Below are 23,360 nucleotides of genomic sequence, written 5' to 3'. Positions count from 1 at the left end.
CGGCTACGGCGTCGGGGTGACGGTGATGGACAACTCGTCCTCGACCCGCTGGGTGAACTCCTCGGCGCACGCCTGCACGGCAGCTTGGTCGTTGCCGGCATTGCTGACACAGTCGATGTAATCGGTGCCGCCGACTTCGTTGAACAGTGCGACTCCGAAGACGCCCACGATGACGAACGCGACGATCGACACGATGATGCTCAGGAAGCCGAGCAGGATGCCCGCCATCGCGACACCGCCGTTGGTGGCCTCGCCACGCTTGACGCGTCCGCGTCCCATGAAGCCGAGAACGACGGCGACGATTCCGAGGACAACTCCGCCGAACAACGTGAACAGCGAAATGATCGCGACGACAAGGGAAGCCGTACCGAGGCCGTTTTTCGGTGTGGCTGGAACAGGTGGCGGATAACCGCCATAGGGGGGCGGCGAGTAGCCGCCCGGGTACGTACCTGGGGGAGGGGGCGGTTCGCTCATGCGGGTGAGATTACCTCGACAGACACGGTTTCCGGCGGCTGATGGGTGGCAACCACGACAGTTTGTTCCGCACTGAACAATGCGCCCGGGGTCAGCAGACCGGTCATGATCTGCTCGGCGTCGGAGGCGTCGAGATGCTCGGTCGGCTCGTCGAGGAGCAGCGTCTGAGCGTTCGAGACCAAGGCGCGCGCCAGTAAGAGTCGTCGGCGTTGCCCTGCGGACACCGACCCGGCACCACCGACGAGGATCGTGGAGAGTCCTTCGGGTAACTGCGCGAGCCATTCCCCGAGACCCACACGCTGCAGGGCGTCGAGAAGTTCGGCGTCGGTGGCGTTCCCGCGGGCTACCAGCAGGTTGTCGCGGACCGTGGTGGAGAACAGGTGCGCGTCCTCGGCGAAAAAGACTCCGGGTGTTCGCATCAGCAGGGTCGTCTTGCCACATCCGGACGGTCCGACGACGGCGATGCGGTCTCCCGGCCGGAGATCCAGCGGGGCCACCACGGGACGACGGTCGTCAGAAGGCGTTTCGGTCAGCGTGAGAAGACGGTGAGCGCCAAGACGTCCCCGGGTGAGCGCGATGGCCGCACCCGGAAGGGCGGCGACGGCTTCGAAGGCCGCGAGCGGCACCAACATCAGGATGGCGACGGTGGTCGGTGCGACGCTGTGGGACAGCGCGATTCCGGCGAACACGGCGCCGAGCACGCTGACTCCGATTGCCGCCGTCGGCGCCGCAGCAGCCACCGCAGCCGGTGCTGCGGCACGGTCGACGGCGCGGCCCCAGCGGCGCTGTTCCTCGCCCGCGGTCGCGATGACGTCGGCAAGGCGACCGCTGACGCGGAGTTCCGGCGCGTGCTCGAGGGCGAGCATCGCGGCGCCGTCGCGCCGCGAATGATGCTCGACAGCAACGGTTTCGGCTGCGACCGCTGCACGAGCAGCGACTGCAGGGGCTGCGATGCCCGCGATCATCATGCAGACGGCCAGTACCGCTGCCGCGGCCGGTGAGATGACGGCGATCGTCGCGACGGCGGCCACCCCGAGGATCACCGCGACGCCGATGGGGACCACGGCACGGACGAGGACGTCGGCGAGTTCATCCACCCCGTTGCCGACCCGCGCCACGAGATCACCGCTGCTGCGCCGCATTACGGCGTCCTCCGGGCCCGTGGCCAGGCGGGTGAAGATCTGTTCGCGGGCATTGCCTGCGGCCCGCAGCGCGGTGTCGTGGGACGCCAACCGCTCGCAATAGCCGAGCAGACCCCGTGAGATCCCGAGTGCGCGAACGGTGACGGCGGCCACCGTCAGGGTCAGCACCGGCGGCATCTCCCATGCCCGGGTGATCAGCCACGCGGATACCGCTGTCAGGCCGAGTGCGCTGCCGAGCGACAGCGCACCCAACATCACCGCGATGAGGATGCGTGGGATCCGCGGCCGCAGCAGCGACCAGGTCAGCAACAGCGGATCATCGCGGTACACGGACACCGCCCATGTCGAGCACGACGTCACCGATCTCCAGCACCGGGTCGCGATGACCGACAAGGATCACCGTTGTTCCGCGGGCGGCGCGTTGGGTGATCGCGTCAAGCACTCGGGCCTCGGTCGGTCCGTCGAGGTGCGCGGTGGGTTCGTCGAGCAGCAGCAGCGGTGCTCGGGAGCCGAGTACCCGTGCCAGGCCGAGTCGTTGGCGCTGGCCGAGGGACAGGCCGACACCGCCGCGACCGATCTGGGTCTGCAGGCCGTCGGGCAGCGTGGCGAGGACCTCGTCGAAGCGCGCGGCGCGGCAGGCGTCGTCGATGTCGGGCAGCGGTCCGAACAGTTCCAGGTTGTCGCGCACGGTACCCGGAATCAGCACCGGACGCTGCGCCAGCCACGCCACCTTGGCCCACCACAGATTTGGGTCCAGGTCGGCCACGTCGACGCCGTTGATCCTGATCCGGCCGTTGCTCGACGGGCCCAGGCCCAGGATCGCCTGCAGCAGTGTGGACTTACCGATGCCGTTGGGTCCGGTGAGCACGGTGACGTGGCCGGGCCGTGCCATCAGCTCCGGATTGTCGACTTGCACCGTGACGGCTCCGTCGGGAACGGCGAGCGTTCCGGGCGGAGGCGGCTTCTGGGTGTCGATGAACCGGAATGCGGCCGCCACGGCGGTCTTTCCGTCCTGCGCCGAATGGAACGCCGCGCCGACCCTGCGCAGCGGCCAGAACACCTCGGGGGCCAGGAGCAGGGCGGTCAGCCCCGCGGTCAAGGTCATGTCGCCGTAGACGAGCCGCATCCCGACGCCCACCGCGACGAGTGCGACCCCGAGTGTGGCCAGGAGTTCGAGCACCAGTGCCGACAGGAAGGCGATGCGCATCGTCGCCATCGCCGAACGACGATGCGCCGCGCTGAGTTCGGCGATACGCGTCGCCGCGCCCGCTGTCCGGCCCAGCGCCCGCAATGTCGGCAACCCGGCGACGAGGTCGAGTAGCCGGGACTGCAATGTCGACATGGCGATGAGCGCGGCGTCGGACCTGTCGGCGGTGGCAAGCCCGATCAGGATCATGAAGATCGGGATGAGCGGCAGCGCGATCGCCACGATGACCGCCGATCTCCAGTCGTACCAGGCGATCACGACCGCTGTCGCCGGGGTGAGAATCGCGGCCAGGGCCAATGACGGGAGGTATGTGGTGAAGTACACCCGCAGTCCGTCCAGTCCGCGGGTCACGACGACGGCAGCGTCGTCGCGTTGTGCGGTGAGCTGCCGCGGGGGCAGCGAGGTGGCTGTCGTCAGCACCTGGTCGGTGAGGTCGGCGATCACGTCGCTCGCTCCGCGTTGCGCCAGCGCCCCCTGTCGCCAGTGCGCGACGACGCGAATGGTCCACAGCCCCATCAGCATTACGATGGGGATGGCCAGCGCACCGACAGTGCGCGATGCCGGGTCGGTGATGACCCGCGCGACGATGGACGCGAGCACCACAGCCGAGCCGATGGTGCACGTCGCGATCAGCACGCCGCAGACCGTCGTGGCGACCACGAATCGGCGCATCGCCGCCGAGGCCCGCCACAGTCGCGGGTCTACCGGGGCGCGCGTGCTGTCGGTCAGGACGCTCGCCTCGAAAGGCCGATCGAGGCCGGGATGGCGTCGGCGGTGATGCGTTTACGGAACACCCAGTACGACCACGCCTGGTACCCAAGCACCAGCGGCAGCAGCGCGAGCGACGCCCACGTCATGATGCGCAGCGTGTACGGCGTCGACGACCCGTTGTAGATGGTGACGCTCCACTCCGGATTCAGCGTCGACGGCAGCAGGTTCGGATACATGGACCCGAAGATCAGCACCGCCACGGCGGCGATCACGACGATCATCGACACGAACGCGAACCCCTCGCGGGTCTTCTGCCACATCAAAGCGACCGACCCCAGCAGAGCGACGACGGCCACGGCGAGGGGGATCCATGTCCACGTCTTGCCGTAGGCGAGTTGGGTCCACAGACCGAAACCGCCGGCGAGCACGATGACGGGGACGGTGAGCAGCCGGCCGACGCGGAACGAGTCGTCGTGCAGGGCACCGGAAGTCTTCAGCGCGAGATACACCGAGCCGTAGAACAAGAACAGGGACGCGGTCGCGAGACCGCCCAGCAGGGTATAGGGACTCAGCACGTCGCCGATCGCGACATGCGTCTGGCCGTCGGCGTCGATCGGTAGGCCACGCAACAGAATCGCGAAAGCTACACCCCACAGGATGGCGGGCAGCCAGGAGCCCAGTGCGATACCGATGTCGGCCCAGCGCCGCCACTGCGGGTCGTTGATCTTGCCGCGCCACTCGATGCCGACGATGCGCAGGATCATGCCGAACAGGATCGCCAGCAGCGGCAGATACAGCGCGGAGAACAACGTGCCATACCAGTTCGGGTACGCCGCGAACATCGCTGCACCGGCGGTGATCAGCCACACCTCGTTGGCGTCCCACACGGGACCGATGGTGTTGAGCACGGCGCGGCGCCGGTTCTCCGGATCACCCGGCCCGCGAGAACCCATCGGCGCCATCAACATACCGACGCCGAAATCGAACCCTTCCAGAACCAGAAAGCCGAGGAACAGCACGGCGATCAGGAGAAACCACAGTTCCTGGAGTGCCATGACCAATCTCCTAGTAGGCGAACGACAGTGGGGCGACGTCGTCCTTGTCGGGCGGCGCGGGCGGCGCGGGTTCGGAGTCGTGCTCCAGCGGCCCTTCGGCCACATAGCGTCGCATCAGGTAGAACCACACCACCGCGAGCGCCCCGTACAGCAGGGTGAACACCGCCAGCGAGAACCAGACTGTGCCCGCCGCATGGTTGGAGACGCCGTCCTGCACCGTCATCCGGATCATCGGGTCCCCGGTCGGGTTCGGGACCACAACCCACGGTTGCCGCCCCATCTCGGTGAAGATCCAGCCGGCGGAGTTCGCGAGAAACGGCGCCGGGATGGCGAGAAGGCCGAACAGTCCGTACCAGCGGTGGTCGGGGATCCGGCCCCGCCGCGTCAGCCACAGTGTCAGCAGCGCGAACGCCACTGGGACGAGCAGTAATCCGATCATCGCGCGGAACGCCCAGTACGTGACGAACAGGTTGGGCCGGTAGTCGCCCGGGCCGAACTTCGCCTCGTACTCCTGCTGAAGGTCCTGCACGCCTTGCAGTGTCACGCCGCTGAACTTGCTCTCGGCCAGGAACGGGAGCACGTACGGCACCTCGATGAGGTGGGTGACGCTGTCGCAGTTGTTGTGCGTGCCGACGGTCAGGATCGAGAAGTCCGGATCGGTCTCGGTGTGGCACAACGACTCTGCCGAGGCCATCTTCATCGGCTGTTGGACGAACATCAGCTTGCCCTGGACGTCGCCGGTAAAGAACAGGCCTGCGGCGGCGGCGAGTGCGACAAGGCTGCCGAGGATCGCGGCGGGCCGGAACATCGACGCGGCGTCCGCGGGTGTGGCGTCGTCGGCGTCGCGGCGCCGTTCGCGCACCATCAACCACGCCGAGATGCCTGCGGCGAACGCACCGGCGGTCAGCAGCGCCCCGGCGATCGCGTGGAAGAACGCCCAGACCGCGGTGTTGTTGGTCAGCAGCGCACCGAAGTCGACGAGTTCGGCGCGGCCGCTCTCGGGGTTGTAGATCGCGCCGACCGGGTGCTGCATGAACGAGTTCGCGGCGATGATGAAGTACGCCGAGGCGTTGACGCCGAACGCGACGATCCAGATGCACGCCAGGTGCACCGCCCGAGGCAGGCGGCTCCAGCCGAAGATCCAAAGCCCGATGAACGTGGACTCGAAGAAGAACGCGATCAGGCCCTCGAACGCCAGCGGGGCGCCGAAGATGTCGCCGACGAACTTCGAGTATTCGCTCCAGTTCATTCCGAACTGGAACTCCTGGACGATGCCGGTCGCGACGCCGATGGCGAAGTTGATCAGGAACAGCTTGCCGAAGAACTTCGTCAGCCGGTACCACGCCGTGTTGCCGGTGACGTGCCAGATCGTCTGCATGACGGCGATCAGCGGTGCGAGGCCGATCGTCAGTGGAACGAAGATGAAGTGGTAGACCGTCGTGATCCCGAACTGCCACCGCGACACATCAAGTGCGTCCATGCGCCCACTCCCAGGCTCTGCCGAAACGAACTACCACAACGTCTACGACAGATTGTAGTAGTTTTCCTCGGCCCCAGCACTAGGGACTTTCGGCCTTCATTCCGGTGCTGGAGCTGTCACTTCCTCCGTCGGCGCCGACTTCGTCGCCAACAGGTCCTTGCTCGCCGACCGGATGCCGAACGCCGAGATCACCTCGAACACGCCGAGAACGACGAGCCAGATACCGACAACCATCGTCAGCGTCTCGATCGAGTCGAACGGCGAGGCGAGCATGATCACGCCGGCGATCAGACTGATCACACCGATGAAGATCTCCCACGCCCGTCCCGGCAATGTCGGGTCGCTGATGGCCGAGACGGCCGTTGCGACGCCTCGGAAGATGAAGCCGATTCCTATCCAAATGGCCAGGAGAAGAATGGCGTTGCCGAAGTTGCGGAAGCACATCACGGCGAGGATCAACGCGGCGGCGCCGCTGAGGAACAACAGGACGCGCCCGCCCGCTGAAACATGCAGGGCGAACGCGAAGATCACCTGGGAGATGCCGGTGATCAACAGGTATGCGGCGAAGAAGATCGCCGCCACGAAGATGCTGATGGCCGGCCAGAACCAGACCATCGCACCGACGATGATCGCGAGTATCCCGGAGGCCAGTGCGGACTTCCAGAGATGCTGCAACATGCTTGGGGGAGCAGCGGTTTCCATGCGCGAAGTCTGGCACACCTGCGACACGCCCCGGCAGATTTCGCAGTACGGCTGTGATGTCTCAATCGTGTCGTTAATGTTCCGTTACCGGCGCTGCGCGTCGGGTCATCGGTCGTTAACGTTCCTGGCTGGGGATGCCTGGTGAGTGAACTCAGGCGGAAGCGCATACGACCCGAAGAAGAAAGTAGAGGCAGACGAGTGCTGGCTGGAAACCAAGATCGCCGGACCAAGTTCTGGCGCATCGCCGCGGTGTTCGCCGCGACAGGCGCGATGGCCCTGTCCGGTTGTTCGAGCAGCTCGGAAGCGCCGAGCGAAGAGGGCTCCCCGACCGCGGCGGCCCCCGCCGAGAAGGTCGACGCGATCGCAAACACCGTCCCCGAGGCCATCAAGTCGACCGGCACACTCGTTGTCGGCGTCAACGTGCCGTACGCGCCGAACGAGTTCAAAGACCCCGAGGGCAAGCTCGTCGGCTTCGACGTCGACCTGATGAATGCCGTCGCCGGAACCCTGGGCCTGACCGCCGAGTATCGCGAGGCCGACTTCGCCAAGATCATCCCGTCCATCCAGGGCGGCACCTTCAACGTCGGCATGTCGTCGTTCACCGACACGAAGGAGCGCGAGGAACAGGTCGACTTCGTCACCTACTTCTCTGCGGGCACCCTGTGGGCTCAGCCCGCCGGCGGTGACATCAGCCCCGACGCCGCCTGCGGCAAGAAGGTCGCAGTGCAGGCGACGACCTATCAGGAGACCGACGAGCTTCCCGGGCGGAGCAAGAAGTGCACTGACGAGGGTCAGCCGGCCATCGAGATCGTGCCCTTCGACAGCCAGGACGCGGCCACCAACGCCGTGGTGCTCGGCCAGGCCGATGCCATGTCCGCGGACTCGCCGGTGACGCTGTACGCGATCAAGCAGACGAACGGCAAACTCGAGCAGGCCGGCGAGGTGTTCGACGCCGCGCCGTACGGTTGGCCGGTTGAGAAGGGCTCGCCGCTGGCGCAGTCGCTGCTGCAGGCCCTCGAGCATCTGATCGAGTCGGGCAAGTACAAGGAGATCGCCGCCAACTGGGGACTTGAAGAAGGACTGATCGACAAGCCGGTGATCAACGGCGCGATTTCCTGACCGATATGAGTGATGCCGGTACGCCGCCACAGTCCATCGATGCAGTTCCTCTGCGCCATCCTTGGCGGTGGGTGGCGGCGGCCGTCATCATCATCCTGGTCGGTCTGTTCCTGTGGGGGGCGGCCACCAACGACGCGTACGGCTGGCCGACGTTCGTCGAATACCTCTTCAACGAGCGGATTCTGTTGGGGGTCTTCAACACCCTGCAGCTGACGGTGTACTCGATGGTCATCGGCATCGTGCTCGGGGTCATCCTCACCGTCATGCGGTTGTCGGACAATCCGGTGCTGTCGTCGGTGGCATGGGTGTTTCTCTGGATCTTCCGCGGCACCCCGGTGTATGTGCAGCTGGCGTTCTGGGGGCTGATGCCGACGATTTACCAGAACGTGCAACTCGGTGTCCCGTGGGGGCCGTCGCTGTTCCACATGGACCTTCAGGATCTGTCGTTCCCGTTCGCGCTGGCGGTGATCGGTCTGGCGCTCAACGAGGCGGCCTACATGGCAGAGATCGTGCGCGCCGGCATCACGTCGGTTCCCGAAGGGCAGCTGGAAGCGTCGACAGCACTGGGCATGTCGTGGGGTAAGGCGATGCGCCGTACCGTTCTGCCCCAGGCCATGCGGGTCATCATTCCGCCGACGGGCAACGAGGTGATCAGCCTCCTGAAGACCACCTCGCTGGTCACCGCCGTGCCCTACGCCTTCGACCTGTACAGCATCGCGACCCGCGAGATCGCGGCACGCATCTTCGAACCCGTACCGTTGTTGATGGTCGCCGCGACCTGGTATCTGGTGATCACGAGCATTCTGATGGTGGGCCAGTACTACCTGGAGCGCTACTTCTCCCGGGGTGCGTCACGCAAGCTGACGTCCAAGCAACTCGAGGCGTTGGCGCTGGCCCAGCAGCCGGCGGCAGGGTGAGAGGCGGTGCATGGTGACTGACACCAACGGCCATCCGATGGTCAAGGCCGAACTCGTCTGCAAAGACTTCGGCGCGCTGAAGGTTCTCAAAGGCATCACCCTCGAAGTGCAGAAGGGGCAGGTGCTGGTTCTGGTCGGGCCTTCGGGTTCGGGCAAGTCGACGTTCCTGCGCTGCATCAACCACCTCGAAAGCGTCAGCGCCGGACGGCTCTACGTCGACGGCTCACTGGTCGGCTATCACGAGCGCGGCGGCAAGTTGCACGAAATGAAGCCGCGTGACGTGGCAAAGCAGCGCCGAGACGTCGGCATGGTGTTCCAGCACTTCAATCTGTTCCCGCACCGGACCGCCCTGGGCAACGTCATCGAGGCACCCGTCCAGGTGAAGGGCGTCAACAAGAGCGAGGCGGTGGCGCGGGGCAAGGAGCTCCTGGCGACGGTCGGTCTGGCAGACAAGGCCGAGGCCTACCCCGCACAGCTCTCCGGTGGTCAGCAGCAGCGCGTCGCCATCGCGAGGGCGCTCGCGATGGAACCCAAGCTGATGCTGTTCGACGAGCCCACCTCGGCGCTCGATCCCGAACTGGTCGGCGAAGTCCTCACCGTCATGAAAAAGCTTGCCTCCCAAGGCATGACGATGGTGGTCGTGACCCACGAAATGGGTTTTGCCCGAGAGGTCGCCGACGAACTGGTGTTCATGGACGGTGGCGTCGTGGTCGAGCGGGGCAACCCCCGCGAGATCATGGCGAACCCGCAACACGAACGGACGAAAGCGTTTCTCTCCAAGGTGATGTGACACCTGACCCGGTCACGCCGTTGTGGCGGGCCGCTCAGGTGTTCCGTCTGCTCAGCTGTGTCTACGCGTTCGGATTCCAGCTGGCGATCAACGACGATCTGGAATCCCCGGTCACCGGATGGCTGCTGTTCGCGGTGTTGATCGCGTGGAGCGCGGTCTGCGCGGTGGCGTATCTGCAGGGGTTCGGTCGACGCCCGGCGTGGGTGTTGGCCGAGATCGTCGTCGTGGTCGCCTTGATGCTGTCGACGGAGTTCATAGCGTCTGACCAGTGGGCGCTGGACAACCAGTCGTGGCCCACCACGTTGTGGGCGACCAACGCCACCATCTCGGCGGCGATCCTGTCGGGACCTATCACAGGAATGCTTGCCGGTCTGGTCATCGTCGCCGCGAGCGCGGTGCTCAAGGGTTACGTCAGCATCGATCTCGGCCGCAACGCCACAGTCGTGATCGAGTTGGCCGTCGGCCTTGCCGTCGGGATGGCTGCGCAGACCGCCCGTCGCGCGCACGCCGAACTGGAGCGTGCAGCCCGCTTGTCGGCATCGCTGGAGGAGCGCGAGCGGCTGTCCCGTCAGGTGCACGACGGCGCGATCCAGGTGCTGGCACTGGTGGCGCGGCGCGGACGCGAGATCGGCGGGGACACGGCACAACTGGCGGAGCTGGCGGGGGAGCAGGAGCGGGCGCTGCGCCGGCTGGTCAGCGCAAACGATGCAGCGCCCCGCGACGGCGCGACCTCCGACATCGGCGCAATGCTTAGGCGACGAGCGTCTGACCGGGTGTCGGTCAGCGTGCCCGCTGACCCGGTGCTGCTCGACGCCGCGGTCGCCGAGGAGTTCTTCGCGGCGGTGACCAACGCGCTCGACAACGCCGAGGCGCACGCCGGAGCGCAGGCCCGCGCGTACGTTCTTCTGGAGGACCTCGGCGACTCCGTCACAGTGAGCGTGCGTGACGACGGAGCCGGTATTCCCGAGGGTCGGCTTGAGGCTGCGGTAGGTGAGGGGCGCATCGGCATCGCGAAATCGATTGTCGGACGGATGAATTGGCTGGGTGGCCGGGCTGAGCTCAGTACCGGGCCGGGAATGGGGACGGAATGGGAGCTGACCGTACCTCGGTGATGGTCGTCGATGACCATCCGATCTGGCGCGACGCGGTCGCGCGGGATCTCGCCGATGACGGCTTCGATGTGGTCGCCACCGCCGACGGGGTGGCGTCGGCCAAGCGGCGAGCCGCGGTCGTGCAGCCCGCGGTGGTGCTGATGGACATGCGGCTGGGCGACGGCGACGGCGCGCAAGCCACGACCGAAGTCCTTGCGGTGTCGCCGTCGTCGCGCGTCTTGGTGCTGTCGGCGTCCGACGAACGCGACGATGTGCTGGAGGCGGTCAAGGCGGGCGCGACCGGCTATCTGGTGAAGAGCGCGTCGAAACAGGAACTCGGCGACGCGGTGCGCGCGACCGCGCAGGGCCGGGCGGTGTTCACGCCCGGCCTGGCAGGTCTGGTGCTGGGGGAGTTCCGGCGCATCGAGCGCGACACCCCGGCCGGTCCGACGCTGACCGAGCGCGAGACCGAGATCCTGCGGCACGTCGCCAAGGGGTTGACCGCCAAGCAGATCGCGACCCGGCTGTCGCTGAGCCACCGCACTGTGGAGAACCATGTGCAGGCGACGTTCCGAAAGCTGCAGATCGGCAACCGGGTGGAGCTGGCCCGCTACGCGATCGAACACGGACTGGACGAGTAGTAGTACTCAGTCATTTTCGGTGATTTTGCTGCGACGATGCTTGCATGACCGAACCGCACACTGCCGTCATCACCCGGCTCTCCGCGGACTTCGCCGCGATCTCGCAGCAGTTGGCCAGGGTCTCGACGGACCTCACCGAGCTCGACCGGATTTTGGCGGAACGCCCGCCGGCTGCGGCTCCCGCGCCGGTCGCGCACCCCGCTCCGGTGCCCGTCCCGCAGCCGGTGCGGCCCCCGGTGATGCCGTACTGGCCGCAGCACTACCCGCCGCAGCCGCAACCGCCGGCGGTGGCGTTCCAGCCGTGGCCGAACGCACCGGCGCCCAAGCCGCGCAAAGAGCGCTCGGAAGGCTGGATCGGCAAGCTGCTGGCCGTCGCAGGTGTCGCCGTCACGCTGATCGGTGTCGTTCTGCTGCTGGTGCTGGCCGCCCAGGCGGGCATCCTGCGGCCGGAGTTCCGGGTCGCGGCCGGTGCTGTGCTGGCCGGCGCGTTGGTGGGCGCCGGCTGGTGGCTCAACCGGCGTCCCGGTGGACGCGTCGGAGCGATCGCCCTGGTCGCCACCGGCATTGCGGCCGCGTACATGGACGTCATCGCGCTCACCACCATCTATGAGTGGGTGTCTGCGCCGGTCGGATTGATCGTCGCCGCGGTGATCGCGGGCGCGGGCCTGACGCTGGCGCGCCGCTGGGACTCCCAGCACCTCGGGCTGCTGGTGCTCGTGCCACTCATCGTGTTGGCGCCGATCGTCGCCGACGGGATCTCGCTGCTGCTGGTCGGTTTCATGCTGGCGCTGGCCGTGGTGTCGCTGCCCGTGCAGCTGGGCAAGGACTGGATCTGGCTGCACGCCGCGCGCATCGCAGCATCGGTGCTGCCGCTGCTCGTGGCTTTGGCCGCCCGGTACTTCGACTCGCGTCACGACCTGTGGCTGGTGGGTGCCTGCGGCATCGCCGCGGTGGTGGCTCTGGCGGCGGCGCTGATCCTGTTGCCCAACACCAGGAATCGGGCCGCGATGGCGGTACTGACCGCGGTGGGCGTGCTGCCGGTGTTGTGTGTGAACCTGGCCGTCGATCGCGTCGTCGCGTCGCTGATGGCCGCAGCCCTGGCTGCCGCGCTGTTGGCGATCGTGTTCATCGGGGACCGCCTTCCAGGCGTCCCTGGTGTTGTGCGACAAGTGTTGTCGGCGATGGCGGCGGTGTCCGCGCTGATCGCCGTCACCGTCGCCTTCGACGGCAAGATCGCCGGCCCGGTGCTGTTGGCGATGGCGGTGGTGGTGTCGCTGGCGGGCCGTCACGATGTGGTTGCCCGTTGCGCGGGTATCGGGTTCGCCTTGGTGGGTGCCGCAGCGCACCTGAGCTACTCGCCCCCGGGTGCGCTGTTGGAAGCCACCCGAATCAGCACGGCCACAGGCGTTTCCACACTGGTGTCCAGTGTGCTGCTGGCCGCGGCCGCGGTGGCGATCGTGTGGGCGTGGGACCGCACCGAAAGTGTGCTGTGGGTCGGAGCCACCGCCGTGTTCGTCTACGCCGTGACGTCGTTCACGGTGACGGCCGGAATGCTGATCTCCGGGGATGAGGGCGGTTTCTACGCCGGCCACATGGCTGCGACCATCATCTGGATCGCGGTGGCCGCCGGACTGTTCGCCTACGCCGCGCGGCTGCCGCGCGACGACCGCTCGGTGCCGATCGGTGGCGGTCTGGGGCTTGTCGCCGCAGCGATGGCCAAGCTTTTCCTGTTCGACCTCGGAACGCTCGACGGGATCTTCCGGGTCGTGGTGTTCATCGTCGTCGGGTTGATCCTGCTCGGTATGGGCGCCGGTTACGCCCGGCTGCTGGAAAAGCAGGACAAGCAGGCTGTGACAACCCCCACCGAATAATCTGAGCTATTCTGGACTCATTCCAGATTAGGAGGCGTTGTCATGAGCATGGGAACCACAACGAACACACGTCGGACCGAAGCAGAAGTCACCTGGGCGGTCGCGTCCGCCGAACTGAGTGCGGCACTGCAGCGCGTTCTCGTCGACCTCATCGAACTGCACCTTCAGGGCAAGCAGGCGCACTGGAACGTCGTCGGGACGAACTTCCGCGACCTGCACCTGCAACTCGACGAGGTCGTCGACTTCGCCCGCGAGGCCAGCGACACCGTCGCCGAGCGGATGCGAGCCCTCGACGCCGTCCCGGACGGCCGTTCGGACACTGTCGCCGCGACGACATCGCTCCCGGAATTCCCGGCCTACGAGCGCAGCACCGGCGAGGTGGTCGACCTGATCACGACGCGGATCTACGCCGTCGTCGACACCCTGCGGACCGTGCACGACCCCGTCGACGCGGAAGATCCGAGCACCGCCGACATCCTGCACCAGCTCATCGATGGACTGGAGAAGCTGGCGTGGCTGCTCAAGTCGGAGAACCGGAAGGTGTAGTCGCATCGGCCCGCTGGCCGACCAGATACCAGGTGTGCATCGGGCCTTTGCCTTTCACGTCGACCAAGCCGCGTTCCTCGAACTCGAACGCGTGCCGCAGACGCTGATACACGCTGTCGGGCACCTGGATTCGACCCTCGACGTCCGTCGTCTCCATCCGTGACGCGACGTTGACGGCGTCGCCCCAGACGTCGTAGAAGAACTTCTTCGCACCGACGACGCCGGCGACCACGGGCCCGGTGGCCATCCCGATTCGCAGCGGAACATCGCGTCCCTGTGGATCTTTCAGGTCGGCGACCGCGTCGGCCATGTCGAGCGCTAAACGGGCCAGCGCCTCGGTGTGGTCGGCGCGGGGATTCGGGACGCCGCTGACGACCATGTAGGAGTCGCCGCTCGTCTTCACCTTCTCCAACTCGTGGCGATCGACGAGCGCGTCGAGGTCGGTGTAGAGGCGATCCAGGAACTGGACGAGTTCGGCGGGAGGGGTGTCGCTGGCACGTTTGGTGTAGCCGGCGATGTCGGCGAACAGAATGGATGCGTCGTCGTACTTGTCGGCGATGATCGTGCGCGTCGGCTCCTTGAGTCGATCGGCGATCGTTGCGGGAAGGATGTTCGACAGCAGGCGTTCAGAGCGTTCGTACTCCGCCTCCATCGCCTCTTCGGCGCGGTCGATTTCACGCAGCGTGTACCAGATCGTCGCAACGAGCATGACCGCCGACGAGATGACGGCGCTGAAGAATCCGGCGGTCAGCGTCCACGCCGGTCCGAGCCCGCGGTCCTCGGGCACCGTCACTTCGAGGACGATGGTGATCACGACGCCGACGGCGGCGACCGCCGACGCCAGGGCGATGCGCTCGATGCCGAGCACGAGGACGGCCAGTGACGACGCCACGATGAAGTAGAACTGCAGGCCCGATCCCGTGCCGATGGTGTAGCAGATGAACGTCACCGACACATAGGCGAACGTCACGAACGTCAGCGGTGCGACGAGTTCACCGAGCGGGCACAGGCGAGGGATCGACAGGAACACCAGGCCGCACATCACGTTGACGGCCCCCAGCCACCAGAGGTCGCCACCGAGCGTCAGCTGAAAGACGCCGAACGCTGCCGACACGGCTGCCGCGATCCAACTGGCGATCATCAGGACACGGAGGCGCCGTCCCACCCGGTCGTCGCGGTGCAGGCTCGGCGACCAGGCCTGGCCACCCGGGGTGACCTCGGGTACGCAGGCGGGCCTTACGTTGAGCACGCCCGAGCCTATCGCCGAGACGGCAACTAACCTGCTGGAATGACCCGTATCGCGTGCTGCCAGCTCGACCCTGTGCTCGGCGATCTTGATGCAAATGCCGAACTCATCGCCGGGGCGATCAGGGACGCGGTGGCAGCGGGAGCGGACGTGGTGGTGCTGCCGGAACTCGCGACATCCGGCTACATGTTCTCCGGCAGCGACGAGGCTCGGGCGGCGGCAGTGTCGCCCGCGGATCCGCGATTTGCGCAATGGGCTGCAGCAGTTGGAGATTCGCTGGCGGCCTTCGGGTTCTGCGAGCTCGGTGACGACGGGGTGATCTACAACAGCGCCGCCGTCGTCGACTCCGGCGGCGTCGTCGCCGTCTACCGCAAGACGCATCTGTGGGATCGGGAGAAGCTGATCTTCACGCCGGGATGTGAGCGTCCACCGGTGCTCGACACGCGCCACGGCAAGATCGCGGTAATGGTCTGTTACGACCTGGAATTCGGTGAGCTCACACGGCAGGTCGTGATCGGTGGTGCGGAGCTGATCGTGGCACCGGTGAACTGGCCCCTGTTCCCGCGGCCGGAGGGGGAGCGGCCGGGCGAGGTGATCACGGCGATGTCGACGGCGCGGCTCAACAGGGTGGCGGTCGCGGCGTGCGACCGGGCCGGGATGGAGCGCGGGCAGGCGTGGACGGCCGGCTCGGCGATCGTCGATCAGGACGGCTGGGTGGTCGCATCGGTGGGGCCGGGCGTCGGAATGGCGGTGGCCGATGTCGACCTGGCGCTCAGTCGCAACAAGAAGATCTCCGAGCACGTCGACCTGCTGGCCGATCGTCGGCTCGATCTGTACTGAGGCTTCGAATTGGTGACCATGGGGTGGGACGGCGCGCGGTAACGTCGAAACCCATGCTGTATCCAACCAGTGGGCCCGCGGGCGGACCGACGTCACCTTCCCCAAAGTCGTTCGCGCTCTTGGCGTTCGTCGTTGCTGCGGTCGTTTTCGTCGGCGCCGGCGTGTTCACCGCGTGGGCCTATCTGCGCCCGGCTGGGTCACACGCCGCAGCTCCGACGCCGACCAACGATCCCGCGCCGCCCCCTTCCGCACCTGACTGGCAGCCGTATGTCGATGCGGGCAAGGAGTTCGCCGAGAGCCTGGCGTCCTACGACCATCGAACGATCGACGCCGACGTCCAGCGCATCCTGGACACGTCGACCGGGCAGTTCCATCGCGACTTCGCCGAGACTGCACCGGGATTCATAGATCTCACCCGTGACATCCGGTCCGTATCGACGGGCACCGTCACCGGAGCCGGCCTCGAGCGCATTCGCGACGACCATGCCGACGTGCTGGTCGCGGTCAGCGTGGAAACCGCCAACGGTGATGGCCCTCCCGCGGCACCGCGATTCTGGCGCATGCGTATCGGAGTCGCACACGGTGCCGACGGCTACCGGGCCGACAGCGTGGAGTACGTGCCATGAAGGCCGTGTGGTGGATCCTGACTGTCGCACTGACCCTCGCGTCGGTCGTCGTCCTGGCGCTTGGTGTTCGGCAACTGGATGCGGCACCGACGCCGGCGGCTGCCGGACTTTCCGGGCCGGCGGCGACGCCTCCGCCCGCCGCCGATTCCGCGCAACGGCGCAACGAGGTCCAGAAGTTCGGCCGCGAGGCCGCCGTACGACTCCTCAGCTACACACCGCAGAGTGCGCAGCGCGAGCTCACGGCGGCCGGCGAGGAGCTGACCACGGGAGCGTTCAAAGACCGCTTCACCAAGCTGATCAACCAAGTGGTCATCCCCGGCGCAACCGCGAAGCAGATCCGGTCCGAGGCGCAGGTGCCTGCGATCGCCGTGGAATCTTTGGACACGGACACAGCCACGTTGATCGCATTCATCGATCAGAGCGTCACGATCGGCACAGAAGAGCCGACGAACACCACCAGTTCGGTGCGGATGGGGCTCGAAAAGGTCGGAAAGTCCTGGCTCGTCGCCACGTTCGATCCGCTGTGAACGCTCAAGGCCCGCAGTCGGTGATGCTTGCCTCGAGTTGGTTCTGTTCCTTCAGATGCTCATATTCCAGATACAGCCAGGACCCCAGAATGGCGCCCGATACCACCACCATGAGCGCCGCCGCGAAAAGCACCACTTTGAGCTGATATTTCACCGTCTCGTTCTCCTCCCTGGTGGAGACGGTAGCTCCGGGGGACGCGCGGTAGCTGAGGAGAAACTGTGGTTTGCGTGAGTTTGATGGTGCCCTCGGTGAGACTCGAACTCACACTGGACGGGTTTTGAATCCGTTTCCTCTGCCAATTGGGATACGAGGGCTCGCGGCCTATCACCATAGAGGATGGCCCCGCGCTCGCTCATATCGCCTGCGGGCTTCACAATGTCTTCCATGTCTTCCGGGTCTACCGCTCCCGCGTCGCCGTCAGACGCCGCCGCCACGCCACATCGCGTCCTCATCGCCGAGGACGAGGCACTCATCCGGATGGATCTGGCTGAGATGCTGCGCGAGGAGGGCTACGAGATCGTCGGCGAGGCCGGCGACGGCCAGGAGGCGGTCGATCTCGCAGAGTCACTGCGCCCCGATCTCGTCATCATGGACGTCAAGATGCCGCGGCGCGACGGCATCGACGCCGCCGCCGAAATCGCCAGCAAGCGCATCGCGCCCATCGTCATCCTCACCGCGTTCAGCCAGCGCGAACTCGTCGAAAAGGCGCGCGACGCCGGCGCGATGGCCTACCTGGTCAAGCCGTTCAGCATCACCGACCTGATCCCCGCGATCGAGGTGGCCGTCAGCCGGTTCAGCGAGATCGCCGAGCTGGAGAAAGAAGTTGCCGGGCTGACGGACCGCTTGGAGACCCGCAAGCTCGTCGAGCGCGCCAAGGGTTTGCTGCAATCGAAGCAGAACATGTCGGAGCCCGAGGCGTTCAAGTGGATCCAGCGTGCGGCCATGGACCGTCGCACCACGATGAAGCGGGTTGCCGAGGTGGTCCTCGAGACCTTGGACCCACCCGCCGACACGCCCGAAGACGCGCAGAAATAACGCTTTCGCCGAGCGCTGCCCGTTAAGTCTGCGTTTCCGCCCCCGACGTTTGACCGGTTCACCTGGTTTATCCGCGCCACGCGTTTTCCAACATCACGCGACAGGGCACCGCGTTGGTTAAGGTCGTCGGCGAAGCATCGCCGACCAGGTCGCCATCGGTTCCCCGACGGACACCCGGCGATGCCGAGCAAAACACTGAACCGGAGGTGGGACGTGCGCGGTGGTATGGCACGCAAGGCATTTGCTCTCGGGGGCGCCGGTCTGATTGCGCTGGCTGTTGCCGGCTGTAATCAGGGCGCGCCCGAGGAAGAGGCAGCGCAATCGAATCTGAGCATCGTCGAGAAGGTGCAGATCGACGAGGCCGGCGCCGAGGTCGCCGCGGAGACGGGTGCCGCACCCGCAGATCCTGCCGGCGACGGCAAGGCCACCTGCCCGCCGGTGTCCATCGCCATGGCCGGCGCACTCAACGGCCCCGACGCGGCGCTCGGCATCAACATCAAAAACGGCGTCCAGCTCGCGATCGACAAGCACAACGAAGCCAACCCCGGCTGCCAGGTGCAGCTCAAGCCGTTCGACACCGAGGGTGACCCGCAGAAGGCCACCGCCATCGCCCCGCAGATCGTCGACGACCAGTACACGATCGGCCTCGTCGGCCCCGCCTTCTCCGGCGAGACCAAGGCCACCGGCGGCGTCTTCGACCAGGCCGGTCTCGTCGCCACCACGGCGTCAGCCACCAACGTCACGCTGTCGGAGAACGGTTGGAAGACCTTCTTCCGCGGCCTGGCCAACGACGGCGTGCAGGGTCCGTCGGTCGCCAACTACCTGAAGAACACCCTGGGCCACAAGAAGGTGTGCGTCGTCGACGACTCCACCGACTACGGCCTCGGCCTCTCGCAGGCCGTCCGCGACACCCTCGGCCCCGTCGCCGACTCGGCGTGCAACATCTCCGTGAAGAAGGGCGACAAGGACTTCTCGGCGGCGGTCACGCAGATCAAGGGTGCGGCCCCGGATTCGGTGTTCTTCGGCGGCTACTACGCCGAGGCGGCACCGCTGGTGCAGCAGCTGCGCGACGGCGGGTACGAAGGCATCTTCGCCAGCGCCGACGGCACCAAGGACCCCGAGTTCGTTAAGCAGGCCGGTGAGTCGTCGAAGGGCGCCGTCCTGGCGTGCCCCTGCGGCCCGGCCACCGGCACCTTCGCCGAGGAGTACGAAACGAAGTTCGGCCAGGAGGCAGGCACCTACAGCGCCGAGGGCTACGACCTCGGCACGATCCTGCTCAAGGGCATCGACTCGGGTGCCATCACCCGGCCGGCGCTGCTGGACTTCGTCCGCAACTACGACGGACAGGGCATCGCCCGCAAGTACCAGTGGACCCCGGAGGGTGAGCTGACCACCACCCTCATCTGGATCTACGACGTCCAGTAACAACTGATGCGAAACGCGTCCGAGAGTGCTTGGCTCGGACGCGTTTTCGCTTCAGTGTCCACCTGATCGACGTCCCTGAGGAGTTCCCCGCCGGATGAACCTGGCCGCAAATATCAACTTCAACGTCGGAGCGCTGGTCGACAGTTTCTGGCAGTTGACTATCGACGGCCTGTCCTGGGGAGCGATCTACGCCCTGGTCGCGGTCGGCTACACCCTCGTGTTCGGCGTGCTGCGGTTGATCAACTTCGCGCACTCCGAGATCTTCATGCTCGGCATGTTCGGCGCCTACTTCGCGCTCGACATGATCCTGGGATTCACCCCCAGCGGCAACGCCTACAACAAGGGTGTCGCGCTGACAATCCTGTATCTGGGCATCGCGATGCTGTTCGCGATGCTCGTATCGGGCGGCGCGGCAGTCGGTTTGGAGTTCATCGCCTACCGCCCGCTGCGCAAACGCAATGCGCGGTCACTGACATTCCTGATCACCGCGATCGGCATGTCGTTCGTGCTGCAGCAGTTCGTGCTGTTCATCCTGCCGAAGCTGATCCCCGGCTACGGCGGCCCGAACGCACAGCAGCCCATCGTCCTGGTTCAGCCGAAGACGCAGTTCGAATTCTTCGGCGTCGCCATCTCGAACATCACCATCGTCATCGTCGCTTCGGCGCTGGTCCTGGCCGTGCTGACCGATCTCGCGATCAACCGCACCAAGTTCGGTCGCGGCATCCGCGCCGTCGCGCAGGATCCGACGACGGCCACCCTGATGGGGGTGTCGCGGGAACGCATCATCATGACGACGTTCCTGATAGGCGGGCTCCTGGCAGGCGCTGCTGCGCTGCTCTACACCCTGAAGGTGCCGCAGGGAATCATCTACTCGGGTGGATTCCTGTTGGGAATCAAGGCATTCTCGGCGGCGGTGCTCGGTGGAATCGGTAACTTGCGCGGCGCGCTCCTGGGTGGGTTGCTGTTGGGAGTGATGGAGAACTACGGCCAGGCCGTATTCGGTACCCAATGGCGTGACGTGGTCGCGTTCGCCCTGTTGGTGCTGGTGCTGTTGATCAGGCCGACAGGCATCCTCGGCGAGAGCCTCGGGAAGGCGCGCGCATGAGCACCACATGGAACAAAGTGATGTCCTGGTGGGACGGGCTGAGCCGGCCACAGAAATGGATTTTCGGGATCGTCGTGTTCAGCGGGGTCGCGTTGTCACCGTTGTTCACGCCCGGCTTCATCGATACCCCGGGCATCAGCTTCGGCGGCACGATGGCGCAGTTCGCGATGATCGCGATCATCGCGATCGGCCTCAATGTCGTTGTCGGGCAGGCAGGTCTGCTCGACCTCGGCTACGTCGGTTTCTACGCCGTCGGCGCCTACACCGTCGCGCTGCTCACCAGCCCGGAAAGCCCGTGGAACCAGATGAGCCCCGACGGGTTCTTCAGCACGCCGTGGGCGTGGCTGTCCTGCGTCCCGCTGGCCATGGCGTTCACGGCACTGACCGGACTGATCCTCGGATTCCCGACACTGCGGCTGCGCGGCGACTACCTGGCCATCGTCACGCTGGGATTCGGCGAGATCATCCGGCTGCTCGCCGACAACCTCGCCGACATCACCAACGGTCCACGCGGCCTCAACGAGGTCGCGTTCCCGCACTTCCTGGAGAACGACCAGCACCCCGAAGGGGTGTTCTCGGTGTCGAATTCGAGCGGTGACGCCAACTACGGCACGTGGTGGTTCTGGCTCGGGCTGATCCTGATCATCGTGATCCTGCTGTTCGTCGGGAACCTCGAACGCAGCCGCGTCGGACGCGCCTGGATCGCCGTCCGCGAGGACGAGGACGCCGCAGAAGTCATGGGCGTCAACACGTTCAAGTTCAAGCTGTGGGCCTTCACGATCGGTGCGGCCATCGGCGGCCTGTCCGGGGCCCTCTACGCCGGGCAGGTGCAGTATGTGGCGCCACCGACGTTCAACATCATCAACTCGATGCTGTTCCTGTGCGCCGTGGTGCTCGGCGGGCAGGGCAACAAACTGGGTGTCATCCTGGGCGCCTTCATCATCGTGTACCTGCCGAATCGTCTTCTCGGAGTGCACTTCCTCGGCATCGACATGGGCAATCTGAAGTATCTGTTCTTCGGCATCGCCCTCGTGGTGTTGATGATCTTCCGCCCGCAGGGACTGTTCCCCGTTCGCCAGCAGCTGCTCACCTACGGCAGGGCGGCACGGGAATTGTTGCGCGCCAAGCCCACGGACACGGAGCCCGCGAAATGACCGCGCCGGAGAACGAAGTCGTTGACGACTTTGAGGACAACGTGGCCGAGATCGCGAGTGTGCACCGCGAGATCCACGCCGACGAGGGCGAAGTCCTGCTGCAGACCACCGATCTGACGATGAAGTTCGGCGGCCTGACGGCGCTGGACGCCGTGACGTTCAACATCCGTCGCGGGGAGATCCTCGGCCTGATCGGGCCCAACGGCGCGGGAAAGACCACGTGCTTCAACGCGATCACGGGTGTCTACCGACCCACGTCGGGCGTCGTCACGTTCGACGGCGCACCGATCGGGCGCATCAAGCGCCACCAGATCACCCGCCTCGGGATCGCCCGCACCTTCCAGAACATCCGGCTGTTCGGTGAGATGACCGCGTTGGAGAACGTGATGGTCGGCACGGACGCCCGGCACCACACCTCGGTGCCGGGGGCGCTGTTCCGCTCGCCGCGGCATCGTCGCGAGGAGAAGTCGGCGATCGAGCGATCGGCTGCACTCCTGCACTTCGTGGGCATCGCGCATCGCGGCGAGGAGAAGGCCAAGAACCTGCCCTACGGCGATCAGCGCAGGCTCGAGATCGCCCGCGCGCTGGCGACCGAGCCGAAGCTGCTGTGCCTCGACGAACCCGCCGCTGGCTTCAACCCGAGCGAGAAGTCGGCGTTGATCGAGCTCATCCAGAAGATCCGCGACGACGGCTACACCGTGCTGCTCATCGAGCACGACATGCGACTGGTGATGGGCGTGACCGACCGGATCGTCGTGCTCGAGTTCGGTCGCAAGATCGCCGACGGCCTGCCCGCCGAAATCCGCGAAGACCCGAAGGTCATCGCCGCCTACCTGGGGGTGCCAGACGATGACGTCAGCTGAAGCCGATTCCCGCCCCGTGCTGCTCGAGGTGCGCGACGTCGTCGTGCACTACGGCCGCATCAAGGCGCTGCACTCCGTCTCGCTGACCGTGCACGAGGGCGAGCTCGTCACGCTGCTCGGCTCTAACGGCGCGGGAAAGACCACGATGATGCGGGCGATCTCGGGCCTGCTTCCGCTCACGTCGGGCTCGGTGTGGTTCGACGGCAACGACATCAGCCGCGTCAAGGCGCACAAGCGCGTCACCCAGGGCCTCATCCAGGCGCCGGAGGGACGCGGCGTCTTCCCCGGGATGACGATCATCGAGAACCTCGAAATGGGTTGTTACGGGCGGAAGTTCGAATCCAAGTCGGAGCACGCGGAGCGGCTCGACTGGGTGCTGGAGACGTTTCCGCGACTGGCCGAGCGTCGGAGCCAGGTCGGCGGCACCCTCTCCGGCGGCGAGCAGCAGATGCTCGCCATCGGGCGCTCGCTGATGGCTCGACCCAAAGTGCTTCTGCTCGACGAGCCGTCCATGGGTCTGGCCCCGATGGTGATCTCGCAGATCTTCAAGATCATCGCCGAGATCAACAAGAGCGGCACTACGGTGCTGCTTGTCGAGCAGAACGCTCAGCAGGCGCTGAGCCGCTCGGACCGCGCCTACATCCTGGAGACCGGTGAGGTCACCCGAACCGGGAACGCCCGAGAGCTGTTGGCAGACGACAGTATTCGTGCCGCCTATCTCGGCGTGGCCTGACGGTCCCTTTGCACCGCGAGCGCGCGTGTCTGTACGCCGAATCGCCGCTCAATGCTGGC

Annotated in this window: 24 protein-coding genes and 1 tRNA gene; 16 read left to right on the top strand and 9 right to left on the bottom strand. The window is 66.2% G+C overall.

The window, feature by feature from the left end:
- Nucleotides 1-3 precede the first annotated feature (3 nt).
- From P9A17_RS29825 to P9A17_RS29800, 6 genes are all read right to left on the bottom strand, one after another.
- Complete coding sequence (locus P9A17_RS29825; protein ID WP_278042389.1) at nt 4-474, bottom strand: DUF4190 domain-containing protein; 471 nt, start codon at nt 472-474, stop codon at nt 4-6.
- Nucleotides 471-1,946 (bottom strand): ATP-binding cassette domain-containing protein, encoded by a 1,476-nt coding sequence (locus tag P9A17_RS29820; RefSeq protein ID WP_278042388.1) that lies wholly within the window; start codon nt 1,944-1,946, stop codon nt 471-473. Before P9A17_RS29820 ends, P9A17_RS29825 begins: the two co-directional genes overlap by 4 nt.
- Nucleotides 1,933-3,495, bottom strand: coding sequence for a thiol reductant ABC exporter subunit CydD (gene cydD / locus P9A17_RS29815; RefSeq protein WP_278042387.1), 1,563 nt, complete (start codon nt 3,493-3,495; stop codon nt 1,933-1,935). The genes P9A17_RS29820 and cydD overlap by 14 nt, the downstream gene beginning before the upstream one ends.
- Nucleotides 3,496-3,548: 53 nt before the next feature.
- Nucleotides 3,549-4,589, bottom strand: coding sequence for a cytochrome d ubiquinol oxidase subunit II (gene cydB, locus P9A17_RS29810; RefSeq protein ID WP_278042386.1), 1,041 nt, complete (start codon nt 4,587-4,589; stop codon nt 3,549-3,551).
- A 10-nt stretch (nt 4,590-4,599) separates the two neighbouring features.
- On the bottom strand, nt 4,600-6,069 hold the full coding sequence (locus P9A17_RS29805; RefSeq protein WP_278042385.1) for a cytochrome ubiquinol oxidase subunit I: 1,470 nt from the start codon (nt 6,067-6,069) through the stop codon (nt 4,600-4,602).
- A gap of 96 nt (nt 6,070-6,165) precedes the next feature.
- Nucleotides 6,166-6,771: an HdeD family acid-resistance protein gene (locus P9A17_RS29800; RefSeq protein WP_278042384.1), complete on the bottom strand. Its 606-nt coding sequence runs from the start codon at nt 6,769-6,771 to the stop codon at nt 6,166-6,168.
- Between the two features lie 198 nt (nt 6,772-6,969).
- Here P9A17_RS29800 and P9A17_RS29795 point away from each other — a divergent pair, with 198 nt between their 5' ends.
- From P9A17_RS29795 to P9A17_RS29765, 7 genes are read left to right on the top strand one after another with little or no spacing between them, the layout of a single operon-like run.
- Complete coding sequence (locus tag P9A17_RS29795) at nt 6,970-7,890, top strand: ABC transporter substrate-binding protein (protein ID WP_278042383.1); 921 nt, start codon at nt 6,970-6,972, stop codon at nt 7,888-7,890.
- Between the two features lie 5 nt (nt 7,891-7,895).
- The gene (locus P9A17_RS29790; protein ID WP_278042382.1) at nt 7,896-8,807 is read left to right on the top strand and encodes an amino acid ABC transporter permease; all 912 of its coding nucleotides are present in this window, start codon (nt 7,896-7,898) and stop codon (nt 8,805-8,807) included.
- A gap of 37 nt (nt 8,808-8,844) precedes the next feature.
- Nucleotides 8,845-9,597, top strand: coding sequence for an amino acid ABC transporter ATP-binding protein (locus P9A17_RS29785; protein WP_278042489.1), 753 nt, complete (start codon nt 8,845-8,847; stop codon nt 9,595-9,597).
- Entirely contained in the window at nt 9,594-10,709 is a 1,116-nt protein-coding gene (locus P9A17_RS29780) for a DUF5931 domain-containing protein (RefSeq protein WP_278042381.1), read from the top strand. The genes P9A17_RS29785 and P9A17_RS29780 overlap by 4 nt, the downstream gene beginning before the upstream one ends.
- Nucleotides 10,685-11,329 carry a response regulator transcription factor gene (locus P9A17_RS29775; RefSeq protein WP_278042380.1) on the top strand — a complete coding sequence of 215 codons (645 nt, stop codon included), beginning with the start codon at nt 10,685-10,687 and terminating at the stop codon, nt 11,327-11,329. Before P9A17_RS29780 ends, P9A17_RS29775 begins: the two co-directional genes overlap by 25 nt.
- Nucleotides 11,330-11,373: 44 nt before the next feature.
- On the top strand, nt 11,374-13,200 hold the full coding sequence (locus tag P9A17_RS29770) for a DUF2339 domain-containing protein (RefSeq protein WP_278042379.1): 1,827 nt from the start codon (nt 11,374-11,376) through the stop codon (nt 13,198-13,200).
- Nucleotides 13,201-13,242: 42 nt separating this feature from the next.
- Nucleotides 13,243-13,746 (top strand): DNA starvation/stationary phase protection protein, encoded by a 504-nt coding sequence (locus P9A17_RS29765; protein WP_278042378.1) that lies wholly within the window; start codon nt 13,243-13,245, stop codon nt 13,744-13,746.
- On the opposite strand, the gene P9A17_RS29760 is transcribed toward P9A17_RS29765, so the two are convergent.
- A complete protein-coding gene (locus P9A17_RS29760) occupies nt 13,721-14,929 on the bottom strand; it encodes an adenylate/guanylate cyclase domain-containing protein (protein WP_278042488.1) in 1,209 nt (402 codons plus the stop codon). The two genes, P9A17_RS29765 and P9A17_RS29760, sit on opposite strands and share 26 nt — an antisense overlap.
- Nucleotides 14,930-15,034: 105 nt before the next feature.
- Here P9A17_RS29760 and P9A17_RS29755 point away from each other — a divergent pair, with 105 nt between their 5' ends.
- The 3 genes from P9A17_RS29755 to P9A17_RS29745 are packed head-to-tail and all read left to right on the top strand — an operon-like array spanning nt 15,035 to nt 16,985.
- Entirely contained in the window at nt 15,035-15,832 is a 798-nt protein-coding gene (locus P9A17_RS29755; protein WP_278042377.1) for a nitrilase-related carbon-nitrogen hydrolase, read from the top strand.
- Nucleotides 15,833-15,885: 53 nt separating this feature from the next.
- Entirely contained in the window at nt 15,886-16,458 is a 573-nt protein-coding gene (locus tag P9A17_RS29750; RefSeq protein WP_278042376.1) for a hypothetical protein, read from the top strand.
- Nucleotides 16,455-16,985, top strand: a complete 531-nt coding sequence (locus tag P9A17_RS29745; protein WP_278042375.1) for a hypothetical protein — start codon at nt 16,455-16,457, stop codon at nt 16,983-16,985. Before P9A17_RS29750 ends, P9A17_RS29745 begins: the two co-directional genes overlap by 4 nt.
- A 4-nt stretch (nt 16,986-16,989) precedes the next feature.
- Here the strand turns inward: P9A17_RS29745 and P9A17_RS29740 are convergent, their stop codons facing one another.
- Complete coding sequence (locus P9A17_RS29740; protein WP_278042374.1) at nt 16,990-17,139, bottom strand: hypothetical protein; 150 nt, start codon at nt 17,137-17,139, stop codon at nt 16,990-16,992.
- A gap of 84 nt (nt 17,140-17,223) precedes the next feature.
- Nucleotides 17,224-17,300: transfer RNA gene (locus P9A17_RS29735), tRNA-Leu, on the bottom strand.
- Nucleotides 17,301-17,370: 70 nt separating this feature from the next.
- On the opposite strand from P9A17_RS29735, the gene P9A17_RS29730 reads away from it, so the two are divergent.
- The 6 genes from P9A17_RS29730 to P9A17_RS29705 all read left to right on the top strand — a co-directional run bounded on the left by P9A17_RS29730 (nt 17,371) and on the right by P9A17_RS29705 (nt 23,301).
- Nucleotides 17,371-18,021 carry an ANTAR domain-containing response regulator gene (locus P9A17_RS29730; protein ID WP_278042373.1) on the top strand — a complete coding sequence of 217 codons (651 nt, stop codon included), beginning with the start codon at nt 17,371-17,373 and terminating at the stop codon, nt 18,019-18,021.
- Between the two features lie 213 nt (nt 18,022-18,234).
- On the top strand, nt 18,235-19,446 hold the full coding sequence (locus tag P9A17_RS29725; protein ID WP_278042487.1) for a branched-chain amino acid ABC transporter substrate-binding protein: 1,212 nt from the start codon (nt 18,235-18,237) through the stop codon (nt 19,444-19,446).
- A 94-nt stretch (nt 19,447-19,540) separates the two neighbouring features.
- Nucleotides 19,541-20,551 (top strand): branched-chain amino acid ABC transporter permease, encoded by a 1,011-nt coding sequence (locus P9A17_RS29720; protein ID WP_278042372.1) that lies wholly within the window; start codon nt 19,541-19,543, stop codon nt 20,549-20,551.
- A complete protein-coding gene (locus tag P9A17_RS29715) occupies nt 20,548-21,705 on the top strand; it encodes a branched-chain amino acid ABC transporter permease (protein ID WP_278042370.1) in 1,158 nt (385 codons plus the stop codon). Before P9A17_RS29720 ends, P9A17_RS29715 begins: the two co-directional genes overlap by 4 nt.
- Nucleotides 21,702-22,568, top strand: coding sequence for an ABC transporter ATP-binding protein (locus P9A17_RS29710; RefSeq protein WP_278042369.1), 867 nt, complete (start codon nt 21,702-21,704; stop codon nt 22,566-22,568). Before P9A17_RS29715 ends, P9A17_RS29710 begins: the two co-directional genes overlap by 4 nt.
- On the top strand, nt 22,555-23,301 hold the full coding sequence (locus P9A17_RS29705) for an ABC transporter ATP-binding protein (RefSeq protein WP_278042368.1): 747 nt from the start codon (nt 22,555-22,557) through the stop codon (nt 23,299-23,301). Before P9A17_RS29710 ends, P9A17_RS29705 begins: the two co-directional genes overlap by 14 nt.
- Nucleotides 23,302-23,360 lie beyond the last annotated feature (59 nt).

It is taken from the genome of Mycobacterium sp. 236(2023), assembly GCF_029623955.1.
Lineage (GTDB): Bacteria > Actinomycetota > Actinomycetes > Mycobacteriales > Mycobacteriaceae > Mycobacterium.
This window is presented reverse-complemented; position numbering and strand designations above follow the sequence as displayed.

Bases quoted from the DNA above. Each gene is read 5' to 3' on its own strand.
- P9A17_RS29825 (WP_278042389.1), bottom strand. From the start codon at position 474: ATGAGCGAACCGCCCCCTCCCCCAGGTACGTACCCGGGCGGCTACTCG.
- cydD (WP_278042387.1), bottom strand. From the start codon at position 3,495: ATGCGCCGATTCGTGGTCGCCACGACGGTCTGCGGCGTGCTGATCGCG.
- cydB (WP_278042386.1), bottom strand. From the start codon at position 4,589: ATGGCACTCCAGGAACTGTGGTTTCTCCTGATCGCCGTGCTGTTCCTC.
- P9A17_RS29805 (WP_278042385.1), bottom strand. From the start codon at position 6,069: ATGGACGCACTTGATGTGTCGCGGTGGCAGTTCGGGATCACGACGGTC.
- P9A17_RS29800 (WP_278042384.1), bottom strand. From the start codon at position 6,771: ATGGAAACCGCTGCTCCCCCAAGCATGTTGCAGCATCTCTGGAAGTCC.
- P9A17_RS29790 (WP_278042382.1), top strand. From the start codon at position 7,896: ATGAGTGATGCCGGTACGCCGCCACAGTCCATCGATGCAGTTCCTCTG.
- P9A17_RS29785 (WP_278042489.1), top strand. From the start codon at position 8,845: ATGGTCAAGGCCGAACTCGTCTGCAAAGACTTCGGCGCGCTGAAGGTT.
- P9A17_RS29775 (WP_278042380.1), top strand. From the start codon at position 10,685: ATGGGAGCTGACCGTACCTCGGTGATGGTCGTCGATGACCATCCGATC.
- P9A17_RS29770 (WP_278042379.1), top strand. From the start codon at position 11,374: ATGACCGAACCGCACACTGCCGTCATCACCCGGCTCTCCGCGGACTTC.
- P9A17_RS29765 (WP_278042378.1), top strand. From the start codon at position 13,243: ATGAGCATGGGAACCACAACGAACACACGTCGGACCGAAGCAGAAGTC.
- P9A17_RS29755 (WP_278042377.1), top strand. From the start codon at position 15,035: ATGACCCGTATCGCGTGCTGCCAGCTCGACCCTGTGCTCGGCGATCTT.
- P9A17_RS29750 (WP_278042376.1), top strand. From the start codon at position 15,886: ATGCTGTATCCAACCAGTGGGCCCGCGGGCGGACCGACGTCACCTTCC.
- P9A17_RS29745 (WP_278042375.1), top strand. From the start codon at position 16,455: ATGAAGGCCGTGTGGTGGATCCTGACTGTCGCACTGACCCTCGCGTCG.
- P9A17_RS29730 (WP_278042373.1), top strand. From the start codon at position 17,371: ATGTCTTCCGGGTCTACCGCTCCCGCGTCGCCGTCAGACGCCGCCGCC.
- P9A17_RS29720 (WP_278042372.1), top strand. From the start codon at position 19,541: ATGAACCTGGCCGCAAATATCAACTTCAACGTCGGAGCGCTGGTCGAC.
- P9A17_RS29715 (WP_278042370.1), top strand. From the start codon at position 20,548: ATGAGCACCACATGGAACAAAGTGATGTCCTGGTGGGACGGGCTGAGC.
- P9A17_RS29710 (WP_278042369.1), top strand. From the start codon at position 21,702: ATGACCGCGCCGGAGAACGAAGTCGTTGACGACTTTGAGGACAACGTG.
- P9A17_RS29705 (WP_278042368.1), top strand. From the start codon at position 22,555: ATGACGTCAGCTGAAGCCGATTCCCGCCCCGTGCTGCTCGAGGTGCGC.